The sequence below is a fragment of the Bradyrhizobium sp. 186 genome (assembly GCF_023101685.1).
In the GTDB taxonomy this organism is placed as follows: Bacteria; Pseudomonadota; Alphaproteobacteria; order Rhizobiales; family Xanthobacteraceae; genus Bradyrhizobium.
Window position 1 is genome coordinate 7,421,342 of sequence record NZ_CP082164.1, and the last position, 18,272, is coordinate 7,439,613.

Annotated in this window: 18 protein-coding genes and 1 pseudogene; 10 read left to right on the forward strand and 9 right to left on the reverse strand. The window is 62.9% G+C overall.

Annotated elements, in window-relative coordinates:
* Positions 1-34: 34 nt before the first annotated feature.
* On the reverse strand, positions 35-1,354 hold the full coding sequence (locus IVB18_RS35785) for a CmpA/NrtA family ABC transporter substrate-binding protein (protein ID WP_247984997.1): 1,320 nt from the start codon (positions 1,352-1,354) through the stop codon (positions 35-37).
* A 676-nt stretch (positions 1,355-2,030) separates the two neighbouring features.
* On the opposite strand from IVB18_RS35785, the gene IVB18_RS35790 reads away from it, so the two are divergent.
* Together IVB18_RS35790 and IVB18_RS35795 are read left to right on the forward strand one after the other, a co-directional pair.
* The gene (locus IVB18_RS35790) at positions 2,031-2,870 is read left to right on the forward strand and encodes a formate/nitrite transporter family protein (protein ID WP_247984998.1); all 840 of its coding nucleotides are present in this window, start codon (positions 2,031-2,033) and stop codon (positions 2,868-2,870) included.
* Between the two features lie 60 nt (positions 2,871-2,930).
* Complete coding sequence (locus tag IVB18_RS35795; protein ID WP_247991807.1) at positions 2,931-4,667, forward strand: bifunctional protein-serine/threonine kinase/phosphatase; 1,737 nt, start codon at positions 2,931-2,933, stop codon at positions 4,665-4,667.
* Between the two features lie 221 nt (positions 4,668-4,888).
* Here the strand turns inward: IVB18_RS35795 and IVB18_RS35800 are convergent, their stop codons facing one another.
* Entirely contained in the window at positions 4,889-5,758 is an 870-nt protein-coding gene (locus tag IVB18_RS35800; protein WP_247984999.1) for an NmrA/HSCARG family protein, read from the reverse strand.
* Between the two features lie 26 nt (positions 5,759-5,784).
* On the opposite strand from IVB18_RS35800, the pseudogene IVB18_RS35805 reads away from it, so the two are divergent.
* A pseudogene (locus IVB18_RS35805) lies at positions 5,785-5,952 on the forward strand (LysR family transcriptional regulator); the annotation flags it as partial.
* 23 nt (positions 5,953-5,975) lie between these two features.
* On the opposite strand, the gene IVB18_RS35810 reads toward IVB18_RS35805, so the two are convergent.
* Entirely contained in the window at positions 5,976-6,893 is a 918-nt protein-coding gene (locus tag IVB18_RS35810; protein ID WP_247985000.1) for an intradiol ring-cleavage dioxygenase, read from the reverse strand.
* Positions 6,894-7,056: 163 nt separating this feature from the next.
* On the opposite strand from IVB18_RS35810, the gene IVB18_RS35815 reads away from it, so the two are divergent.
* Positions 7,057-8,331: a serine hydrolase domain-containing protein gene (locus IVB18_RS35815; RefSeq protein ID WP_247985001.1), complete on the forward strand. Its 1,275-nt coding sequence runs from the start codon at positions 7,057-7,059 to the stop codon at positions 8,329-8,331.
* Between the two features lie 49 nt (positions 8,332-8,380).
* On the opposite strand, the gene IVB18_RS35820 is transcribed toward IVB18_RS35815, so the two are convergent.
* From IVB18_RS35820 to IVB18_RS35830, 3 genes are all read right to left on the reverse strand, one after another.
* The gene (locus IVB18_RS35820; RefSeq protein ID WP_247985002.1) at positions 8,381-9,700 is read right to left on the reverse strand and encodes a TRAP transporter large permease; all 1,320 of its coding nucleotides are present in this window, start codon (positions 9,698-9,700) and stop codon (positions 8,381-8,383) included.
* A complete protein-coding gene (locus tag IVB18_RS35825) occupies positions 9,697-10,212 on the reverse strand; it encodes a TRAP transporter small permease (RefSeq protein WP_247985003.1) in 516 nt (171 codons plus the stop codon). Before IVB18_RS35825 ends, IVB18_RS35820 begins: the two co-directional genes overlap by 4 nt.
* A gap of 84 nt (positions 10,213-10,296) precedes the next feature.
* A complete protein-coding gene (locus IVB18_RS35830) occupies positions 10,297-11,295 on the reverse strand; it encodes a TRAP transporter substrate-binding protein (RefSeq protein ID WP_247985004.1) in 999 nt (332 codons plus the stop codon).
* Between the two features lie 80 nt (positions 11,296-11,375).
* Between IVB18_RS35830 and IVB18_RS35835 the strand changes: the two genes are divergently transcribed.
* The gene (locus tag IVB18_RS35835) at positions 11,376-11,522 is read left to right on the forward strand and encodes a hypothetical protein (RefSeq protein WP_247985005.1); all 147 of its coding nucleotides are present in this window, start codon (positions 11,376-11,378) and stop codon (positions 11,520-11,522) included.
* A 53-nt stretch (positions 11,523-11,575) separates the two neighbouring features.
* Here IVB18_RS35835 and IVB18_RS35840 read toward each other — a convergent pair whose 3' ends face one another.
* On the reverse strand, positions 11,576-11,809 hold the full coding sequence (locus IVB18_RS35840; RefSeq protein ID WP_247985006.1) for a hypothetical protein: 234 nt from the start codon (positions 11,807-11,809) through the stop codon (positions 11,576-11,578).
* Positions 11,810-11,965: 156 nt separating this feature from the next.
* Between IVB18_RS35840 and IVB18_RS35845 the strand changes: the two genes are divergently transcribed.
* The gene (locus IVB18_RS35845; protein WP_247985007.1) at positions 11,966-12,310 is read left to right on the forward strand and encodes a DUF1236 domain-containing protein; all 345 of its coding nucleotides are present in this window, start codon (positions 11,966-11,968) and stop codon (positions 12,308-12,310) included.
* A gap of 144 nt (positions 12,311-12,454) precedes the next feature.
* Here the strand turns inward: IVB18_RS35845 and IVB18_RS35850 are convergent, their stop codons facing one another.
* Complete coding sequence (locus IVB18_RS35850) at positions 12,455-13,186, reverse strand: cytochrome c biogenesis protein CcdA (protein ID WP_247985008.1); 732 nt, start codon at positions 13,184-13,186, stop codon at positions 12,455-12,457.
* A 207-nt stretch (positions 13,187-13,393) separates the two neighbouring features.
* Positions 13,394-13,660 carry a hypothetical protein gene (locus tag IVB18_RS35855; RefSeq protein WP_247985009.1) on the reverse strand — a complete coding sequence of 89 codons (267 nt, stop codon included), beginning with the start codon at positions 13,658-13,660 and terminating at the stop codon, positions 13,394-13,396.
* A gap of 481 nt (positions 13,661-14,141) precedes the next feature.
* Between IVB18_RS35855 and IVB18_RS35860 the strand changes: the two genes are divergently transcribed.
* From IVB18_RS35860 to IVB18_RS35875, 4 genes are all read left to right on the forward strand, one after another.
* Positions 14,142-15,194 carry a LysR family transcriptional regulator gene (locus IVB18_RS35860; RefSeq protein WP_247985010.1) on the forward strand — a complete coding sequence of 351 codons (1,053 nt, stop codon included), beginning with the start codon at positions 14,142-14,144 and terminating at the stop codon, positions 15,192-15,194.
* 29 nt (positions 15,195-15,223) lie between these two features.
* Entirely contained in the window at positions 15,224-15,595 is a 372-nt protein-coding gene (locus IVB18_RS35865) for a helix-turn-helix transcriptional regulator (RefSeq protein ID WP_045008888.1), read from the forward strand.
* A gap of 387 nt (positions 15,596-15,982) precedes the next feature.
* The gene (locus IVB18_RS35870) at positions 15,983-17,329 is read left to right on the forward strand and encodes a L,D-transpeptidase family protein (protein ID WP_247985011.1); all 1,347 of its coding nucleotides are present in this window, start codon (positions 15,983-15,985) and stop codon (positions 17,327-17,329) included.
* Between the two features lie 121 nt (positions 17,330-17,450).
* Positions 17,451-18,272: an enoyl-CoA hydratase gene (locus IVB18_RS35875; protein ID WP_247985012.1), complete on the forward strand. Its 822-nt coding sequence runs from the start codon at positions 17,451-17,453 to the stop codon at positions 18,270-18,272.

Consider the following 18,272-nt stretch of genomic DNA (forward strand, 5'->3'; position numbering starts at 1 on the left):
AGATGCGGCCGCCCATGGGCGGCCGCTGGCTCCATCAGACTTCGACGCGCTTGATCGCGAGCGACTTCAGATAGGCTGCCGGATTTTCGGGATCGAACACCTTGCCGTCGAAGAAGGTCTCCTTGCCGCGTGAGGTAGAGGTCGGGATGTCGGAAGCCGCTACGCCGAGCGTCTTGGCCGCATCGCGCCACATGTCCTCGCGATTGACCTTTGCGATCAGCGCCTTACTGTCGAAGCCGGCTTCGTATTTGCCCCAGCGGATGTCCTCCGTCATGAACCAGAGATCGTGGCTCTGGAACGGATAGGAGGCGAAGTCGCGCCAATACTTCATGATGTGCGGCGAGTTCTCGACCACCTTGCCGGGGAGGCCGTAGTCGAACTTGCCGGCGGTACGGTCGAGCACGTCTTCGACCGGACAGTTCATCCATTGCCGCTTGCCCATGATGGCGGCGAGCTCGGGCTTGTTCTCGGCCTTGTCGGACCATTGCTGGGCTTCCATCACGGCCATCAGCATCGCCTTGGCAGCCTTCGGATATTTGTCGACGAAGGCTGCGCGCATGCCGAAGGATTTTTCGGGATGCTTATTCCAGAGCTCCCCGGTGTTGATCGCGGTGTAGCCAATGCCCTGGTGGATCAATTGCAAATTCCAGGGCTCACCGACGCAGAAGCAGTCCATGGTGCCGACCTTCATGTTGGCCACCATCTGCGGCGGCGGCACCACAATGGTTTCAATGTCCTTGTCGGGATCGATACCGCCGGCCGCGAGCCAGTAGCGGATCCAGAGGTCATGCGTACCGCCGGGGAAGGTCATGGCGGCCTTCACGGACTTGCCGGACGCCTTCTTCTTCTCCAGCGCCGCTTTAAACGGAGACGCGTCGACGCCGAGCTTGAGATCGGCATACTCGTTGGCGACCGAGATGCACTGGCTGTCGAGATTAAGCCGCGCCAAAATGTACATCGGCGTCGGCTGGTTGTTCTGCGTCACCTTGCCGGAGGAGATCAGGTAAGGCATGGGGGTGAGGATGTGCGCACCGTCGATGCCGTTGCCTTCGGAGCCGAGCACCAGATTGTCGCGGGTGGTGCCCCAGGAGGCCTGCTTCTGCACGTCGACGTCGGGCATGCCGTATTTGGCGAACAGCCCCTTGTCCTTGGCCACGAACAGCGGGCCGGCGTCGCTCAGCGCGATGAAGCCGAGCTTGGCGCCCTTGACCTCGGGGCCTGCGTCCTGCGCGAACGCGCCGGCGGGGAAATTCAGCTTGGCGGCGGCGAGAAGGGCGGCGGTGCTGCCGGCGGCCTTCAACAATTGACGGCGGCTAAGGCCATTATCCGAGGGCCGGCGGATGCGCTTGGTCATGGTTGATGTCGTCCTTTGCGTCGTTGCAGAATGATTGCGTCAGTGCACACGAGCAGCCCGTCGTCCGGTGATGCCTGAAGCGGCCCATGCGAACGCACGACGGGGAACCCCCGCCTTGGTGGCGTCAGCAATCGGATGAGAAGTCTCGCGGGACGGCTTCAATGGCGTCGGCCTGGAACTATTCAAGCTTCATGCCAAGCCCGCCCCGGCGGAAAACCTTGAATTATTAGTGGGTTACAGACGCCGTGCCAGACTGTCGCAGGGCCCGTTCCGCACGCGAAGCTTGCGATCTGCTCATTCCGTGTGCGTCGCACAAATCTTATGCAATCGCTTAAGCAAAGGGCCGCAGCGCGCGCAAAAGCCGGACCGACGAACGCATCATCTGTTTGATGTTGCTATAGTTTCTTAACTTGCTCGCGCGGCACGCAACTTGCATTTCGGTCGACGTCAACGAAGACTGCGGCTTGCCGCATTGTTGCAGCCTCTGGCGGCTGCGACCCGGAAGCTCAACTGCTTCGCGGCCCTCCCCGGCTCGGTCGTCGTGACGCGATTCCCAAGGCTTCCAAACCTCTCCAGGCCCCCGTGCGCGGCAGGCTGCCCGCATGGCCAATCACATGCGGCCGCGCTCTCTCAGAAGGGAGTGTCGACCGCGCTTACGAAGCAAAAGGAACCATTGATGTCGTATCTCGCGCCTTCGGAATTCGTCACCAAGATGGTGGATGCAGGCGAATCCAAGATCTTCATGTCCACCCGGGATACCATCATCCGGGCCTACATGGCCGGCGCCATCCTCGCGCTGGCGGCATGGTTCGCCGTCACGATCAACGTAAACACGGGCCAGCCGCTGGTCGGGGCGCTGTTGTTTCCGGTTGGGTTCGTCATGCTGTACCTGCTGGGCTTTGATCTCTTGACGGGCGTGTTCGTTCTCTCGCCGCTCGCCCTGATCGACAAGCGTCCCGGCGTCACGCTTCGCGGCGTGCTGCGCAACTGGGGCCTCGTCTTCGTCGGCAACTTCGCTGGCGCCTTCACCGTGGCCTTCATGATGGCCTTCGTCACGACGTTCGGCTTCACGCAAGATCCCGACAAGGTCGGCGCAGCTATCGGAAACATCGGCGAAGGCCGGACGCTCGGCTATGCCGCGCATGGCGCCGCCGGCATGGCGACACTGTTCCTGCGCGGGATGCTCTGCAACTGGATGGTCTCGACCGGCGTCGTCGGCGCCATGATCTCGTCCTCGGTCTCCGGCAAGGTCATCGCGATGTGGATGCCGATCCTGGTGTTCTTCTACATGGTGTTCGAGCATTCCGTCGTGAACATGTTCCTGTTCCCGTCGGGCCTGATGCTCCACGCGAAGTTCTCGATCATGGATTATTTGATCTGGAACGAGATCCCGACCGTGCTCGGCAACCTCGTGGGCGGTCTCGCTTTCACCGGCATGACCCTCTACGCCACGCATGTCATGACCCTGCCGAAGCGCCAGGCGGGCAAGGCTGCGCCGCCCCGCGTTGCGGCCTGATCGAACATGTCTCGACAGGGGAGCCTCGCCCGGCCAGGGTGAGGCCCCCCTTCCTTGGTGATGACGATGACCCGCGGACTCCTGATCTCGGTCGGCCAACATTCCGACAAGGGTCGCAAGCCCATCAACCAGGATTTTCACGGCGTCCTGATTCCGGAGGAGCCGCAGCTCAGCCTGAAGGGCATTGCGGCCGTTCTGGCCGACGGCATCTCGAGCAGCACGGTGAGCCAGATCGCCAGCGAGTCGGCGGTCAAAAGCTTCCTGATGGACTATTACTGCACGTCGGAATCCTGGACGGTGAAGACGTCCGCCCGCCGCGTGCTGGATGCGACCAATTCCTGGCTCCACGCGCAGACGCGGAAGAGCCAATATGCCTATGACCGCGACAAGGGCTACGTCTGCACCCTCAGCGCCATGGTCATCAAGGCAACCACCGCGCACATCTTCCACGTCGGCGACTGTCGCGTCTATCGCGTGGCCGGCAAGGCGCTCGAGCAGTTGACCGACGACCATCGGATCATCGTGTCGTCGGAGCAGACCTATCTCGGCCGCGCGCTCGGCATCAATCCGCAGCTCGAGATCGACTACCAGGCGTTCGAGATCGAGGCCGGCGACACCTTCCTGCTGGCAACCGACGGCGCCTACGAATTCGTCGATCATCGTTTCATCACGAGCGCGCTCAGCGAACATGCAGGCGAGCTCGACGCGGCGGCGAAGGCGATCGTCGACGAAGCATATTGGCGCGGCAGCGACGACAACATCACCGTCCAGATCCTCCGCATCGATGCGGTGCCGCAGCGCGAGCCGACCGGCATCTTCAATCAGACCTCCCAACTTCCGCTTCCTCCGCTGCCGGAGCCGCGGGCGATCTTCGACGGCTACAGGATCGTCCGGGAAATTCACGGCAGCAGCCGCAGTCATATCTATCTTGCCGTCGATGCGGAGACCGACGAGCCGGTCGCACTCAAGCTGCCGTCGATCGACCTGCGCGACAATGCCGCCTATCTCAAGCGCTTCCTGATGGAGGAATGGATCGCGCGCCGGATCGACAGCCCGCACGTGCTGAAGCCGCTGTCACAGTCGAGACGGCGCAGCTATCTCTACGTCGCGACCGAATTCATCGACGGGCAGACCCTGAGGCAGTGGATGACCGACAATCCGCGCCCCGATCTCGAAACCGTCCGCGGACTGGTCGAGCAGATCGCAATAGGCTTGCGCGCCTTCCACCGCATGGAGATGCTGCATCAGGATCTCAGGCCCGACAACATCCTGATCGACAAGACGGGTACCGCGAAAATCATCGACTTCGGATCGGTCAGGGTGGCAGGCGTCACCGAGGCCGCGCCGCAGGACGAGGCCGACGAAATCCTGGGAACAGTCCAATATACCGCGCCGGAATATTTTCTCGGCGAGGGCGGCTCGCCGCGCTCCGACATGTTTTCGCTGGCCGTGATTTGCTACCAGATGCTCACGGGAAAGCTTCCCTACGGCACGCAGGTCGCCAGGATCCGGCGAAAGTCGGACGTGCGGAAGCTTCGGTATCGCCCGGCCGGCGACGACCGCAACGTGCCTGCGTGGGTCGATGGCGCGCTCAGGCGCGCGCTCCATCCGGATCCCTACAAGCGGCATGAGGATCTGTCCGAATTCGTCTTCGAGCTTCGCACGCCCAATCCGGCCTATCTCGACACGCGGATCACGCCGCTGCTGGAGCGCAGTCCGCTGATGTTCTGGAAGCTGACCACGGCGGCGCTCGCCTGCGCAGTCGTCGTCCTGCTCGCACTGCTGCACGCACGTTAGGGCGTATCAGGGCGTCATCCGGGGGCGCGAAGCGAACCCAATGCGCAATTGCGCATTGTGGGATCCATTGGGCCGCAGTGACTATTGAGAAATTTCCGGGCTCGCGACGTTGTCGCGCCCCGGAACGACGGAGCAAAATAACAACAAGAGAGACACACCATGAGCAACGCCATGGTTGTCGCGGTTCATCCGTTCCTGCTCGGTCTGCTCCTCCTGTGCCGTCAAGCCGAGGCGGCGATCTCTGCGGCGAAATCGCGATAGGAGCGCAACGGACGGCCGAGCAGCGCAGCCAGGCGCGCGACGTCGCCAGCCTCGGGGATCATGCCCTCGGTGAGGAAGCGCTCGCTCATCAGGCGCATGTCGTAAGCCATCCAGCTCGGCATGAACTGCCTGAGGTTCTGCTCGAACCTGCCGGTGTCGTCACCGCCATAGGCAATCGTGCGACCCAGCACCGCCGTCCAGATCGCGGCGACGTCCGAACCGGTCAGCGTAGCCGGGCCGACGAGATTGATCCGCTCGAGCGGGAGCGGCCCGGTGGCCTGCTCGCGCCGGATGAGCTCGATCGCCGCGATCTCGCCGATGTCGCGTGCGTCGATCATGGCGAGACCCTTGCTGCCGATCGGCATCGGGTAGACGCCGTGTCCGAGCACGACATCCTTGATCGTGAGATCGTTGTTCATGAAGTAGGCGGGGCGCAGGATGGTGGCGTTGAAGCCCATCCGCTCGATCATCCGCTCGACGCCGAACTTGCCCGCGAAGTGCGGCACGTTCACGTAGAGATCGCTGTGGATCACCGACAGGTAGACGATCCGCTCGACGCCTGCCTCGCGGGCGAGATTCAGCGCAATCAGCGCCTGTGTGAATTCATCGGATACCACTGCGTTGAGCAGGAACAGGGTGGAGACACCTGAGAACGCGCCGCGCAGCGAGTCGACGTCGAGCAGGTCGCCCTGCACGACATTGACGCCCGCAGGAAACTTGGCCTTGGCGGGATCGCGGACGAGCGCGCGCACATCGGCGCCGCGCCTGACGAGTTGTTCGACGATCTGGCGGCCGACTGTGCCGGTTGCGCCGGTAACGAGGATGGTCATGGGGATCACTCCGGTAATGGGCTGCCGGCACGCTGGTGCATTGGGGCGACATCGACGGACCAGAGATCGCACTGTGGACGCTCTATCCATCCCGTCGGCTCTTGAGCGCGCGCGTATCCGCCTTCCTCGAGTTTATGAAGGAAGCCTTTCCTATGGGGACGCCTGACGAGCTGGCAGCCTTTATCGGACGCTGAATGTACACTCCGACGGAGAGCCGTCAGGCCGGCTCCTCCGTCTTCACCCCCAGCGGCTTCGGCGCCATGCCGCCGCCGGGCTTGAGGCGGAATTCGTAACTCATCAAATGCCACTGCCCGCTTGCCTTGGAGCCGTCGGGCATCGCCGGATCGTTGCGCGGCTCGACCTTGGCGACGAGATCGTCCTTGACCCCGAACACCACGTCGGAATCGAGATATTTATCGCCGCCCATGAAGACATGCGTGATCAGCGGCTCGTAGCCCTTCGCGTTGACCAGGAAGTGCACATGCGCGGGGCGCATCGGATGACGCTTGGTCTGCGTGATCATCTCGCCGACGGGACCGTCGGTCGGGATCGGATAGCTGCACGGCAAGATGGTGCGGAAGAAGAAGCGGCCGTCGCTATCCGTGATGAAGCGCGCCCGCGCCGAGGCGCCGACCTCGTCGTAGTTGGGCTTCTGTGAATCGTAGAAGCCGTCATCATCGGCGTGCCAGACGTCAACGGGGACGTTTGCAAGGGGCTTGCCCTCGAGGTCGGTGACACGGCTCTGCACGAACATCCGCTCGCCGGTCAGATTGTTCGGGGAGATATCGGTGCCGTGCGCGGTCACCTTGTGCTCGCCGACATAGAACGGGCCGAGCACCGTGGTCTCGGTGGCGCCCTCGCGGTCGCGGTGGTTGACGGCATCGACCAGCATGGAGACGCCGAGCACGTCGGACAGCAGGATGAACTCCTGGCGGGTGTCGGTGCATTTCTGGCCGGTCCGGGTCAGGAAATCGATGGCGTAGTCCCATTCCTCGAAGGTGAGACCGGTCTTGCTCACGTAGTCGTGCAGCGACTTCACGAGCTCCTGGAGCAGGAATTTCGCGCGCGGGTTAGGCGTATTGTCGAAGCTCTCGACGACGGCTTCGGTGAGTTCGGTCTCGTTGAACTGGGTCATGATGCGTTTGCCTGCGTTTTTCTCGTTGGCCCGGGCGGGCACCCTGGAGTCGTTCCAAGGCGGAGCCTACACCAGTCGGCGGGGCCGCGTTAAGCGCGACCGGCTTGGAATGGAGCCCCCATATCGGCTATCAACTGGCCTACAAAACTGCCCGGAGGAACCAATGCTCGCTCCTACCCCCGCCTCGCCCGAATCCGTCGGCATGTCCAAGGCCGCGCTCGACCGCGTCGATACACACCTGAAGAACCGGTACATTGATGCCGGACGCTTCCCGGGCACGCATCTCCTCGTCTATCGCCGCGGCAAGGTCGCGCACAGCTCGGTCCAGGGCTTTGCCGACGTCGAGCGCAAGGCGCCGGTCAAGGACGACACCATCTACCGCATCTATTCCATGACCAAGCCGATCACCAGCGTCGCCTTCATGATGCTGGTCGAGGAAGGCCTCGTCGCGATCGACGAGCCCGTCGCCAAATACATCCCTGAATGGAAGGATCTCGGCGTGTTCGTCGCCGGCACCGCGCCGGCCTTCCTGACCCGGCCGCCGTCCCGGCCGATGCTGATCGTCGACCTCCTGCGCCACACCGCCGGTCTGACTTACGGCTTCCAGCAGCGCTCCAATGTCGATGCCGCGTATCGCGCCGAGAAGATCGGCGAGGTCGAGAAATCCGGCACGCTCCAGACCATGATCGAGAGCCTCTCAAAAATCCCGCTGGAGTTCTCGCCGGGCGAGGCCTGGAACTACTCGGTCGCGACCGACGTTCTCGGCTACCTCGTGGGCAAGATCTCCGGCATGCCCTTCGAGAAGTTCCTCAAGGCACGGATCTTCGATCCGCTCGGCATGACCGACACCGACTTCCACGTGCCGGCCTCGAAAGCGCATCGCTTCGCGGCCTGCTATTCGGCCGATCCGGGTGGCGGCATGACCTTCCATGCCGGGCAGCGCCGCGAGGGCCTCACATTGCAGGACGACCCGACGACGAGCTCGTTCCTGTCGCCGCCCTCCTTCATCTCCGGCGGCGGCGGACTGTGCTCGACCGTTGCCGACTATCTCACCTTCTGCCGCGCGCTGCTCAATGGCGGCGAGCTCGGCGGCGTCAGGCTGATCGGGCCGAAGACGCTGGCCTTGATGACGACCAACCACATTCCGGACGGACGCACGCTGCCGGAGGTGTCGCGCTCGCTGTTCTCGGAGGCCACCTATAACGGCATCGGCTTCGGCCTCGGCTTTGCGGTGACCATGCGTCCGGCCGAGACGCTGATCGCCGGCAGCACCGGCGAATACAATTGGGGCGGCGCGGCCACGACCTCGTTCTGGATCGACCCCGCCGAGGAGCTGATCGCGATCTTCATGACGCAGCTGCTGCCGTCGAGCGCCTATCCGCTCCGGCGCGAGCTGCGCAGCATGGTCTACGCCGCCATCACCGAAAGCAATCTCTAGGCAAAATGGACCGATCCCGCGGCATCAGAGCCGCGGGATCACGCCCCGCTCATTTCAACATCTCCGGCACGATCAGGCGCGGCAGGAACAGCGAGACCTCGGGCCAGATGATCAGCGCCGCCAGCACCAGCAGCATCGGGATCAGCATGATGGCCGTGTCCTTGAGCGCGAAGCGCAACCGCACCCCTGCGATCGAGCAGGCGATCATCAGGCACAGGCCATAGGGCGGCGTCACCAACCCGAAGGCCAGCGAGACGATCGAGATGATCGCAAACTGCACCGGATGAAGGTCGACCGATTTCGCCAGCGGTTCGAGAACGGTACCGACGATGATGATCGCCGGAATGGCGTCGAGGAAGCAGCCCACCACCAGAAAGCAGAACGCGATGAAGAAGCCGGCCCCGATCGCGCCCATGCCCCAGGTCGAGACGTTGGCCAGCAGTTCCTGCGGAATCTTGTAGTAGGCTAGTAGCCAGCCGAACGCGCTTGCGGTGCCCACGCAGAACAGCGCGACCCCGGCTAGACGCCCGGTGTCGAGCAAAGCCTTGTAGAGTTCGCGCGCGCCGGTTTCACGGTAGAAGAACGTCGACAGCGCCACGGAATAAAGCACTGCGACGCAGGCGGATTCGGTCGCGGTGAACCATCCGAGCAGAATGCCGCCAACGATGATGAACGGCGTCATCAGCGCCGGTATCGACCGCCAGATGGCGCAGCGCATCTCCACCCAGCTTGCTTTCGGATAGGTCGGATAACCGCGACGCGTCGCGTAGACATGCACGGTCGCCATCTGTGCTCCCGCGATCAGCAGGCCGGGTACGATGCCCGCGAGATACATCGCGGCGATCGAGGTCGAGATCAGTCCGCCCCACACGATCATCAGGATCGAGGGCGGGATGATGACCGCGAGCACGGCCGAGACCGCGGTGATGGCGATGGAGAACGACAGGTCGTAACCCTCCTTGGTCTGGGCATCGATGAAGATCTTGGACTGGCTCGCCGCGTCCGCGGTGGAGGAGCCGGAGATGCCGGCAAAGAACACCGACAGCACCACGTTGATCTGCGCCAGCGATCCCGGCCAATGCCCGACCATCGAGCGCGACAACGCGACCAGGCGGTCGGTGATGCCGCCGATGCTCATCAGGTTGGCGGTCAGCAGGAAGAACGGCACCGCCAGCAGGATGAACGAATTGTAGGCGTTGAAGGTCTCCTGCGCGAGCGTCATGATCGACAGGCGCGGTTCGGTCAAAAGGATCGGCACACAGGCAAGGCCGAGCGCAAAGGCGACCGGCACGCGTATGATGAGCAGGCCAACAAAAGTCCCGAACAGGACCATCGCGGCCTGTCCGGCAGAAAGAATATTGCCGCTCATCGATTTGCCCCAACCAGAATCCGCATCTCGTCGACAATCTGTTCACCCGCAAATACGATCCACGTCACGCCGGCCACCGGCCAGGCGACATGGATCATCCAGAGCGGCAGATCCGCCAATTCAGACGTTCGGTTCCAAGCGAACCGCGTGAATTCGAGCCCGGCCCACACGAACACCACAGCCATCGCCAATGTGCCCAGCCGCGCGAGAATCCGCACCGCGGCTTCGCTACGGCGCGACAGGTCGGGCCAGACGTCGACCTCGAAATGCTGCGACTCTCTGATGCCGACCATGGCGCCGATCATGATCGTCCAGACGAAGAGGAAGCGCGCCATCTCCTCGGTCCAGATGTAGGACGGAATGAACGGCGTGTAGCGCGAGATGATCTGCAACGTGACCGGAATGACCAGAATGCCGACGCAGGCGGCGAGCAGAATTTCCAGCAATTTTGCATAGGCTGCCGTCGCTCGGCGCCATAGCGACGGGTTCGGCGGCATCGATATTTCAGTCATCATGGCTCCGGGGGATCACGATCACGGAATGGGGCAAGCCGTCTGGCTTGCCCCGACTTCCTGTCGCGTGGACAGCGACAATTATCAGGCGACGTTGATCTTCTCGAAGATGCCTTCGGCGCCGATTTCCTTGGCGTAGGTGGCCATCACGGGATCGGCGAGCTTCTTCATGGCGTCGCGCTCCTCGAACGGAACGCGCTTGAGCTTGCCGGCCTTCTCCAGCGTGTCGAGCTTGACGACTTCCTCGCTCGACTCCAGCTGACGGCCGTAGTCGCCGGCCTCCTTGCCGGCCTTCATGATCGCGTCCTGCAAATCCTTCGGCAAGGTCTTCAGCGTTTTCACCGAGAAGCAGATCGGCCGGATCGACACCGCGTGCTGCGTCAGGCTGAGGTGGGGTGCGACTTCGTAGAACTTCATCGCCTCGACGCCGGCCGCCTCGTTCTCGCCTGCCGAGATCACGCCGTTCTGGATGGCGTTGTAAACTTCATTGTAGGCGATCACGGTCGGGCTCATGCCAACGGCTGCAAACGTCTTCGACCAGATCGGCGCACCCTGCACGCGAACCTTGAGACCCTTGAGATCGGCGAGGTTCTTGAGCGGCTTGTTGGCGAAGATATTGCGGATGCCGCCGCCCGAATAGCCGATCAGAACGACCTCGGCCTTGGCCGCGACTTCGTCGGCGATCGGAGCCAGGATGTTCGCTTCGACGACTTTGTTCATATGCTCGATGCCCTTGAACACAAAGGGTGCATCGATGAACGGCGCCGCCTTGGCGAAGGTCGACATGTGGGCCGGCGAGACAATGCCGTAATCGACCGCCTTGCCTTGGGACATGTACTCGAAATACTGCTTTTCGAGGCCGAGCGATGAGTTCTTGTGCAACGTGAAGTTGACGGGCTTGCCGTAATACTTATTTACCAGCTCTTCGAACCGGATCAGTGCCCGGTTGAAGGCATGGTCGTCGTTAAACTGGACCGCGCCGTTCAGCGTGATCGGCGCTTGCGCTCTGAGGATCGACGGCATGCCAATCGTGGCCGCCGCAGTGGTCGCACCGATACCAGCGAGAAATGACCTTCGCTTCATCGTCTTCCCTCCCTTTGATGCTCCGGCCCTGTAGCCGGGCCGTGAGCGCAGCCGGTATGCGGCTTGCGAGAGGGAAGCGTATGAAAAACGTCGGCGGGACGGAAGTCATTTCGCGTGGGCTGGAGGCACTCTTCGTCGCAGGGCTACTCCTGCACGACCTGTTGCACTGCAACTCGCGCTCCTGCTGGCGCGCGGCAGGCCGCATGGGCGGCCTCCCGCTCTCGTAGGAGACGGAAGACTTGCGGACCTGTGCGCTGCACGCAGAGACCCGCTCGCCTCCTCAGTTGGATGTGCAGACCTTGACGGTCTTCATGCCGCTTTCAGCTTCGGTGCGCGATTTGTAGATCATGCCCGAAGGGCTGACGATGGTCATGGACGTATCGGTCGGCTTCTTGTCGACGATGGTGCACTTCTTGGTCTTGACGTCCTGGACGACGTAGAACTCGTCGGCCGCGAACGCCGGCAGGGAAAACGCCGCAACCATCAAGGCTGCGGTCGCTATCTTCAGCTTCATCTTCTCCTCCTCCAGTTGCCGGGCGTTGCAACCCGGCCGAATTATGAACGGGGAAAAAACGGCAATTTGTTCCTATTCCACGGAACGCCGTATTCCGCGGAACGTCGTCTGCGATGGGATGTTGTTGGGATGATTAGTTCCTGTGAGGAGAACAAGATGAAGAAGCTATTCCTGCTTTCCGCCGCGGCGGTCCTGATTTCGACCGGCGCCTTCGCGCAGTCCACCACGGTGACCACGACCGGAACCGGTCACGCGGCGACAGTTCAGATCGAGCCGCAATACCGAACCACGATCAAATCCTACATCACCGAGCATCGCGTCCGTCCGGTGACGACAAAGGAAAAGATCATCGTCGGCGCCGCGGTGCCGAGCGACATTGAGCTCGAGGTGGTTCCGACGGATTGGGGTCCCTCGCTCACGAAATATCGCTACGTCTACTCGAACGATCGCGTCATGCTCGTGGATCCGGGCACGCGGACGGTCGTTCAGGAAATCGATTGATCGAGATGTGATGGAGCCGAGCGGCCGCCGTGAAGCGGCCGCCTCCTGGAGTTGACCACACGGAATCGCATCGGTTGGCGTGAAGAGAAAACGCTCAAAACAAGAATCTAGAGCCTCGATCCGATTCAAGGAACGAAAAGGGCTCTAGCCGATCGTCTGCAACCCTGGGAACGTCTCGAGCAGCCAGATGCTCACATTCGAAACCGCGCCGGTGAGAAAGCCGATGCCGGTGATCACCATCAACACGCCCATGGCGCGCTCGACATTGACGAGCTGGCCCTTTATGCGCGCGAACAGCGTGGAAAACTGTTCGATCATCAGGGCGGCGATCAGGAAGGGAATGCCGAGGCCCGCCGAATAGACCGCGAGCAGGCCCGCGCCCTTGGTCACCGTCGCTTCGGCTGCCGCGATCGAGAGGATCGCAGCCAGGATCGGGCCGATGCAGGGGGTCCAGCCGAAGGCGAAGGCGAGCCCCATGATGTAGGCACCCCAGAGCCCGACGGGTCTGGGGATCGGCATCCGTCCCTCGCGCATCAACAGGCCGATCCGCGTCAGTCCCAGGAAATGCAAACCCATCACGATGATGACGATCCCGGCGAGGATCGACAGCTCGGCCGACCAGGCCCGGATCAGCCCGCCGATCAGCGAGGCGCTGGCGCCGAGCGCCACGAAGACCGTGGAGAAGCCGAGCACGAACAGGAGCGCCGACATCATGATGGCGCGCTTCGAGGCCGACGCCGGCTCGTTGCTCTCGACATGCTCGATCGTGGCGCCCGTGAGATAGATCAAATAGGGCGGAACCAGGGGCAGGACGCAGGGAGAGAGGAAGCTGACGAGGCCGGCAATCAGCGCCGCCGGGATCGAAACATTTTGCATGATGAAGTCGGAGCCATCTCATGCTCCGGGGCCGCGCGCGAGAATGCGCACCGGATCAGAGCAGAACCGGCTCTGGTGTAACCGATGCCGGAGAATGCGCAACCGAGGCGCTGTCAAACCAGGGCTCCTCCCGATGCCGTCTGCGATCACAGATGCGGCATCGGGACGCGCACAAATCTCGCCAAAAAGCGAGATTCGGCGGCGCGGCTACTTCACCACGCGGAGCAGCGGACGCCGGGGCTGGTCCTGCGTCTGCTTGGAAGGCGGCGGCGGTTCGCTGGCAGCGCTCCGCAGCATTTCGTCGCACAGTGCCTGAAGGTCGGCACTGGCAATTCCTTTGAGTTTCATCCGCACGTCGAGGATGACGATGGACAGCAGCTCGGCCGACTCACGATTGTTGATCTCGTTGAGGACCTTGCGGCACCCCTCGAGCGTTTCCAGCACCGACTGCAACTGTTCGTCTGAATGCGACACGGCGTTCTTTCCGTTAATTCGGCCTGCGAGATGTGCTTGTGACGATCCCCTGGGCCCCCATCAGGCGACGAGGATAACACGAGGCCTCTGCGCCTCCGAACATGATTTCAGTATGTTTCCGCCATGAAACCGCAGTTCCAGCGAACATCGCCCCGCTGCGCGGCCGGCGAAGCACGAAGCGTTCAGCAATAGAACGCTCTGCGCGCTGTGATTGATCCATCCCGCAAGGCGGCGCTGGCACTCGCGTGAGGCCATCCATTGCCGACAGCACCGACAATCCCGTAGCCATTTCAAGGCTCGCAACGGAACTCACGCGATACCCCTCATGCGGGCGATCTTCTGCCCGATTCCCAGCCCTTGGCAGCACTCAAATACCACTGCGATCGCAGTAAGGATGACGTTCAAAACTCGCCGCTCCCCAACCCGCCGTGGTTGTGGTTTGCGCAAGATTCTGCCAGTTTAGCAACCCAAAGGGACTTGTATGCACTCCTTGGCGGAAAGGGGCGTTCCACTGGAAGAACGCCCAAAGACAAAGGCAAATCTCAGCGGCCTCTCTGATTGGGATGCGGCTCGGATATTCCTGGAAGTCGTCCGATGCGGCAGTTTCCGCTCGGCGGCCGAACGCCTGTCGCTGTCGATCAACGCTGTCCGCCGGCGGATCGATGATTTCGAACGCCAGACCGGCACCACCCTGTTCACCCGGGACGTCCACGGCACCCACCTCACCGACGACGGCGCGCTGGTCGTCTCCGCCGTCGAGCGGATGGAAGCGGCCACCTTCGACGTCCTGCGTGCCAGCGATTCGATGGCCAACGCCCTGTCCGGCGAAGTCCGCGTCGCCATCACCGAGGGCCTCGGGACGTTCTGGCTCGCCCCGCGGCTGGTCGAATTCCAGCAGGCCTACCCGAAGATCCTGGTCGATTTGCATTGCGCGATGCGCTCGGCCGATGTCTCCCGCCACGAGGCCGATGTCGCCATCCACCTGTCGCGGCCTTCGGCGCTCGACATCAAGCTGGTGCGGCTCGGCCGCATGCATCTGATGTTCTGGGCCGCCGAGAAATACATCGCGAAACACGGCGCGCCGCGGACCGCGGCGGAATTGATCAAGCACCGCCTGGTGCTGCAATTCGCCGACCAGCTCGCCGCCAAGGAATCGTTCGAAAGCTTCTTCCCGGGCGTTTCGGAACGTGACCTTCTGGTCATGAAGACCAACGTCTCAAGCGCCAACTACTGGGCTGTCGCGAATGGCGCCGGAATCGGCGTATTCCCTAGCTACGCCATTGCGCTTGGCGGGAAGTTGATTCCACTGGAGGTCGAGCTGAACAGACCGCTGGATATCTGGCTGTCCTACCACCCTGGTAGTGGCCGGATACCGAGAGTGCGGCACATGATTGACTGGCTGATCGAGGCTTTCAATCCGGCGCGATTCCCGTGGTTTAAGGAAGAGTTCGTGCATCCGCATGAATTCAAGGACGAGTATATGGGCGAACCCCTGACCCAGCTCTTCGGGGGATTTTCAACCGAAGAACGATGAGAAAAAGCATGAAAACAGCGGCGAAAAGAATGAAGCAGCGCAGTGCCGGCAAGCCCGACATTGAGCTGGGCAAACGGATCCGTCTGCGGCGCGTCGAGATGAAGATCTCGCAGGCCGAGCTGGGCGACAAGCTCGGCGTCAGCTTCCAGCAGGTCCAGAAATACGAGAAGGGCGTCAATCGCGTCGGCGCGGCTCGGCTTCAGCAGATCGCCACCGCCCTCGATGTGCCCGTGACCTTCTTCTACGACGGCGACAACAAGGCGCGCGAAGTCGAGAGCCTGCTCTTCCTCGACAGCGCCTTCAGTCTCCGCCTGCTGCGCGCCTACAGCAAGATCAAGGACCAGACGGTGCAGCGTCAGCTCGTCTCGCTGATGGAATCGATCGCGGCGAACGAAGCCTGAGATCGATCGACGGTCTGGCCTACGGCCGATGTTCAATCCGCCGCGTCACGGGGGCGCGGCCGGATTGAACGAGACCTACTGGATCAGATCTGGGCGTGCGCGCTATCCGCGCGCGGCCTTTGTGTCTCGGGGCGGTCTGACCGCCCCTTTTTGTTGGCATTTTGCCCGCCATTGGTCGCGGTTTTCGCGAACCCATCCCGGCCCTGTCGCGACCCAATCGAGAGACGCCCGCATCGGACGCGCCGGGCTCTCGATGCGTCGTGCTTAAGGGGGCCGCAATCCTGAGGCGCTAACCTCCCGCCAATTTTCGCGAATCGGCGCTGCGGCCGGGGAATTGCCAATACGAGCGCCCGTCCGGGCCTCGTCTTCAGGGGGAAGATAAGACAGATGAAGCGCCATGCCATGATCGTTGCCGTCGGTCTGTTCGCGAGCGCCTCCGCGCTTGCGCAGACCGAGACCACGGGACAGGCCGGTCCCAAGCCGGCGACGGCGGCCGGCACGGTGCCGGCAAACGCCAACCCGGCCCATGCGGCCGCGCCGAAAGCGGCCACCTCAGCGCCCGCTTCGACGGCGGAGGGCCGCTCGGCCGCGGCGCTCGCGCTAACGCACGAGCCGACCTATGACGAAGGCAGCGCACAGCGGATCAAGGACGCGGCGTTCAGCTATTCCGACCTGGCAGTGCGCGGCGGCTGGCCGACGATCCCGGCCGACGCCAAATTCGCGCTCGGCGTTCAGGGCGCGAGCGACGAATTGCTGCGCAAGCGGCTGATCGTCTCCGGCGATCTTGCCGCCGACAAGACGAGCGGCGCCTTCGACCAGGACCTGGCGGACGCGGTGAAGCGCTTCCAGGCCCGTCATGGACTGGCACCGACGGGAACGATGACGCCGCGCACGATCACGGCGATGAACGTGTCGGTGCAGAAACGTATCCGACAGCTCGAAGCTTCGCTCGAGCGGCTCGCCAACATGAATTTCGGCTTCGGCCAGCGCTATGTCGTGGTCAACATCCCCGCGGCCTTTGCCGAGGCGATCGAGAACGATTTGGTGGTGCGGCGCTATCGCGTGATCGTCGGCAAAACGGAAAAACCTTCGCCGACCCTGACGACGCAGATCAGCAGCGTCGTCCTCAACCCGACCTGGACAGTGCCGTCCTCGATCGCCAAGACCGAAATCTCGGCACATATGCGCAAGGATCCGACCTACCTGTCGCGGATGCACATGGATGTGCTCGACGGCCACGACAATCCGATCGATCCGCATTCGGTCGACTGGTCAGGCACGCACGCGCCGAATTTCACCGTGCGGCAGCAGAACGGCGCCTTCAACGCGCTTGGCGCGGTCAAGATCGACATGCCGAACCCCTATTCGGTCTACATGCACGATACCAATCAGCGCAATCTGTTCAGCGACGACTACCGCTTCGATTCCCATGGCTGCTCGCGCGTCGATAACGTGCGCGATCTCGCCGCCTGGCTGCTAAAGGACCAGCCGAAGTGGAGCCGCGCCGCGATCGACGCCGAAATCGCCACCGGGCAGCATCTGGAGGTTGCCATGGCCAGGAAGGTGCCGGTGGCCTGGATCTACCTCACGGCGTGGATGACCAAGGACCAGACCGTCCAGTTCCGCAACGACGTCTATAACCAGGACGAGCAATTGCTGGAGGCCACCGCCGAAGAAGCGGCGTTCTTCAGCAATGCCGCCAATCACCCGCTCACCGCGCATATGGTGCAGTAGCCCACGCGGTCGGCCATGCAATCGTGGCACAGGCGGATGCAAAGGCCCCCGCCCTGCCGCGGTTGACCCCGGTCTCGCCGCGGCCGCACATTACGCCTCGCCAATGACAAGCGAGCGCGCGATGCCTGAGACCTCCGACACGACCGAAACCTCCTACGCCGACGGCAAGATCCTCAAGCACGCCGCCGACGGCGTCGGCGCGATCACCTTCAACAATCCCGACAAGCGCAACGCGATGTCGCTGGAGATGTGGGAGGGATTTGGCGAGGCGCTGACGAGCTTGCGCGACGACGGGGCGGTGCGCGTCGTGATCCTGCGCGGCGCCGGCGGCAAGGCGTTCGTGTCAGGCGCCGACATCAGCCAGTTCGAGAAGACCCGCCACAACGCGGCGGCTTCCGAAGAGTACGCCAGGCGCAGCGCCGCCCAGCGCGCACTGCTCGCCGACTATCCCAAGCCGACGATCGCCTGCATCCAGGGCTTTTGCCTCGGCGGCGGCATGCAGGTCGCGATGCTCGCCGACATCCGCATCGCCTCGCACGGCAGCCAGTTCGGCATTCCCGCGGCAAGGCTCGGCATCGCCTATGGCTATGACGGATTGCGGCATCTGGTGTCGCTGGTCGGTCCATCCTGGGCGCGACTTCTGATGTACACGGGCATGCGCATCGATGCGGCGGAGGCGCTGCGCATCGGGCTGGTGGAGCGCGTGATCCCGGACGATCAGCTCTGGGGCGAGACCATGGCGATCGCGCAAGGCATTTCCGAGAACGCACCCCTCGCGATCAAGGCCGCCAAGATCACCATCGCGCAAGTCTTGAAGGACGAAAGCCGGCGCGACATGGACGCGATCAAGGCGATCGGCACGGCCTGCATGGACAGTGCGGATTTTCGCGAGGGACGGCAGGCCTTCATGGAGAAGCGCAAGCCGCGATTCCAGGGGAAGTGA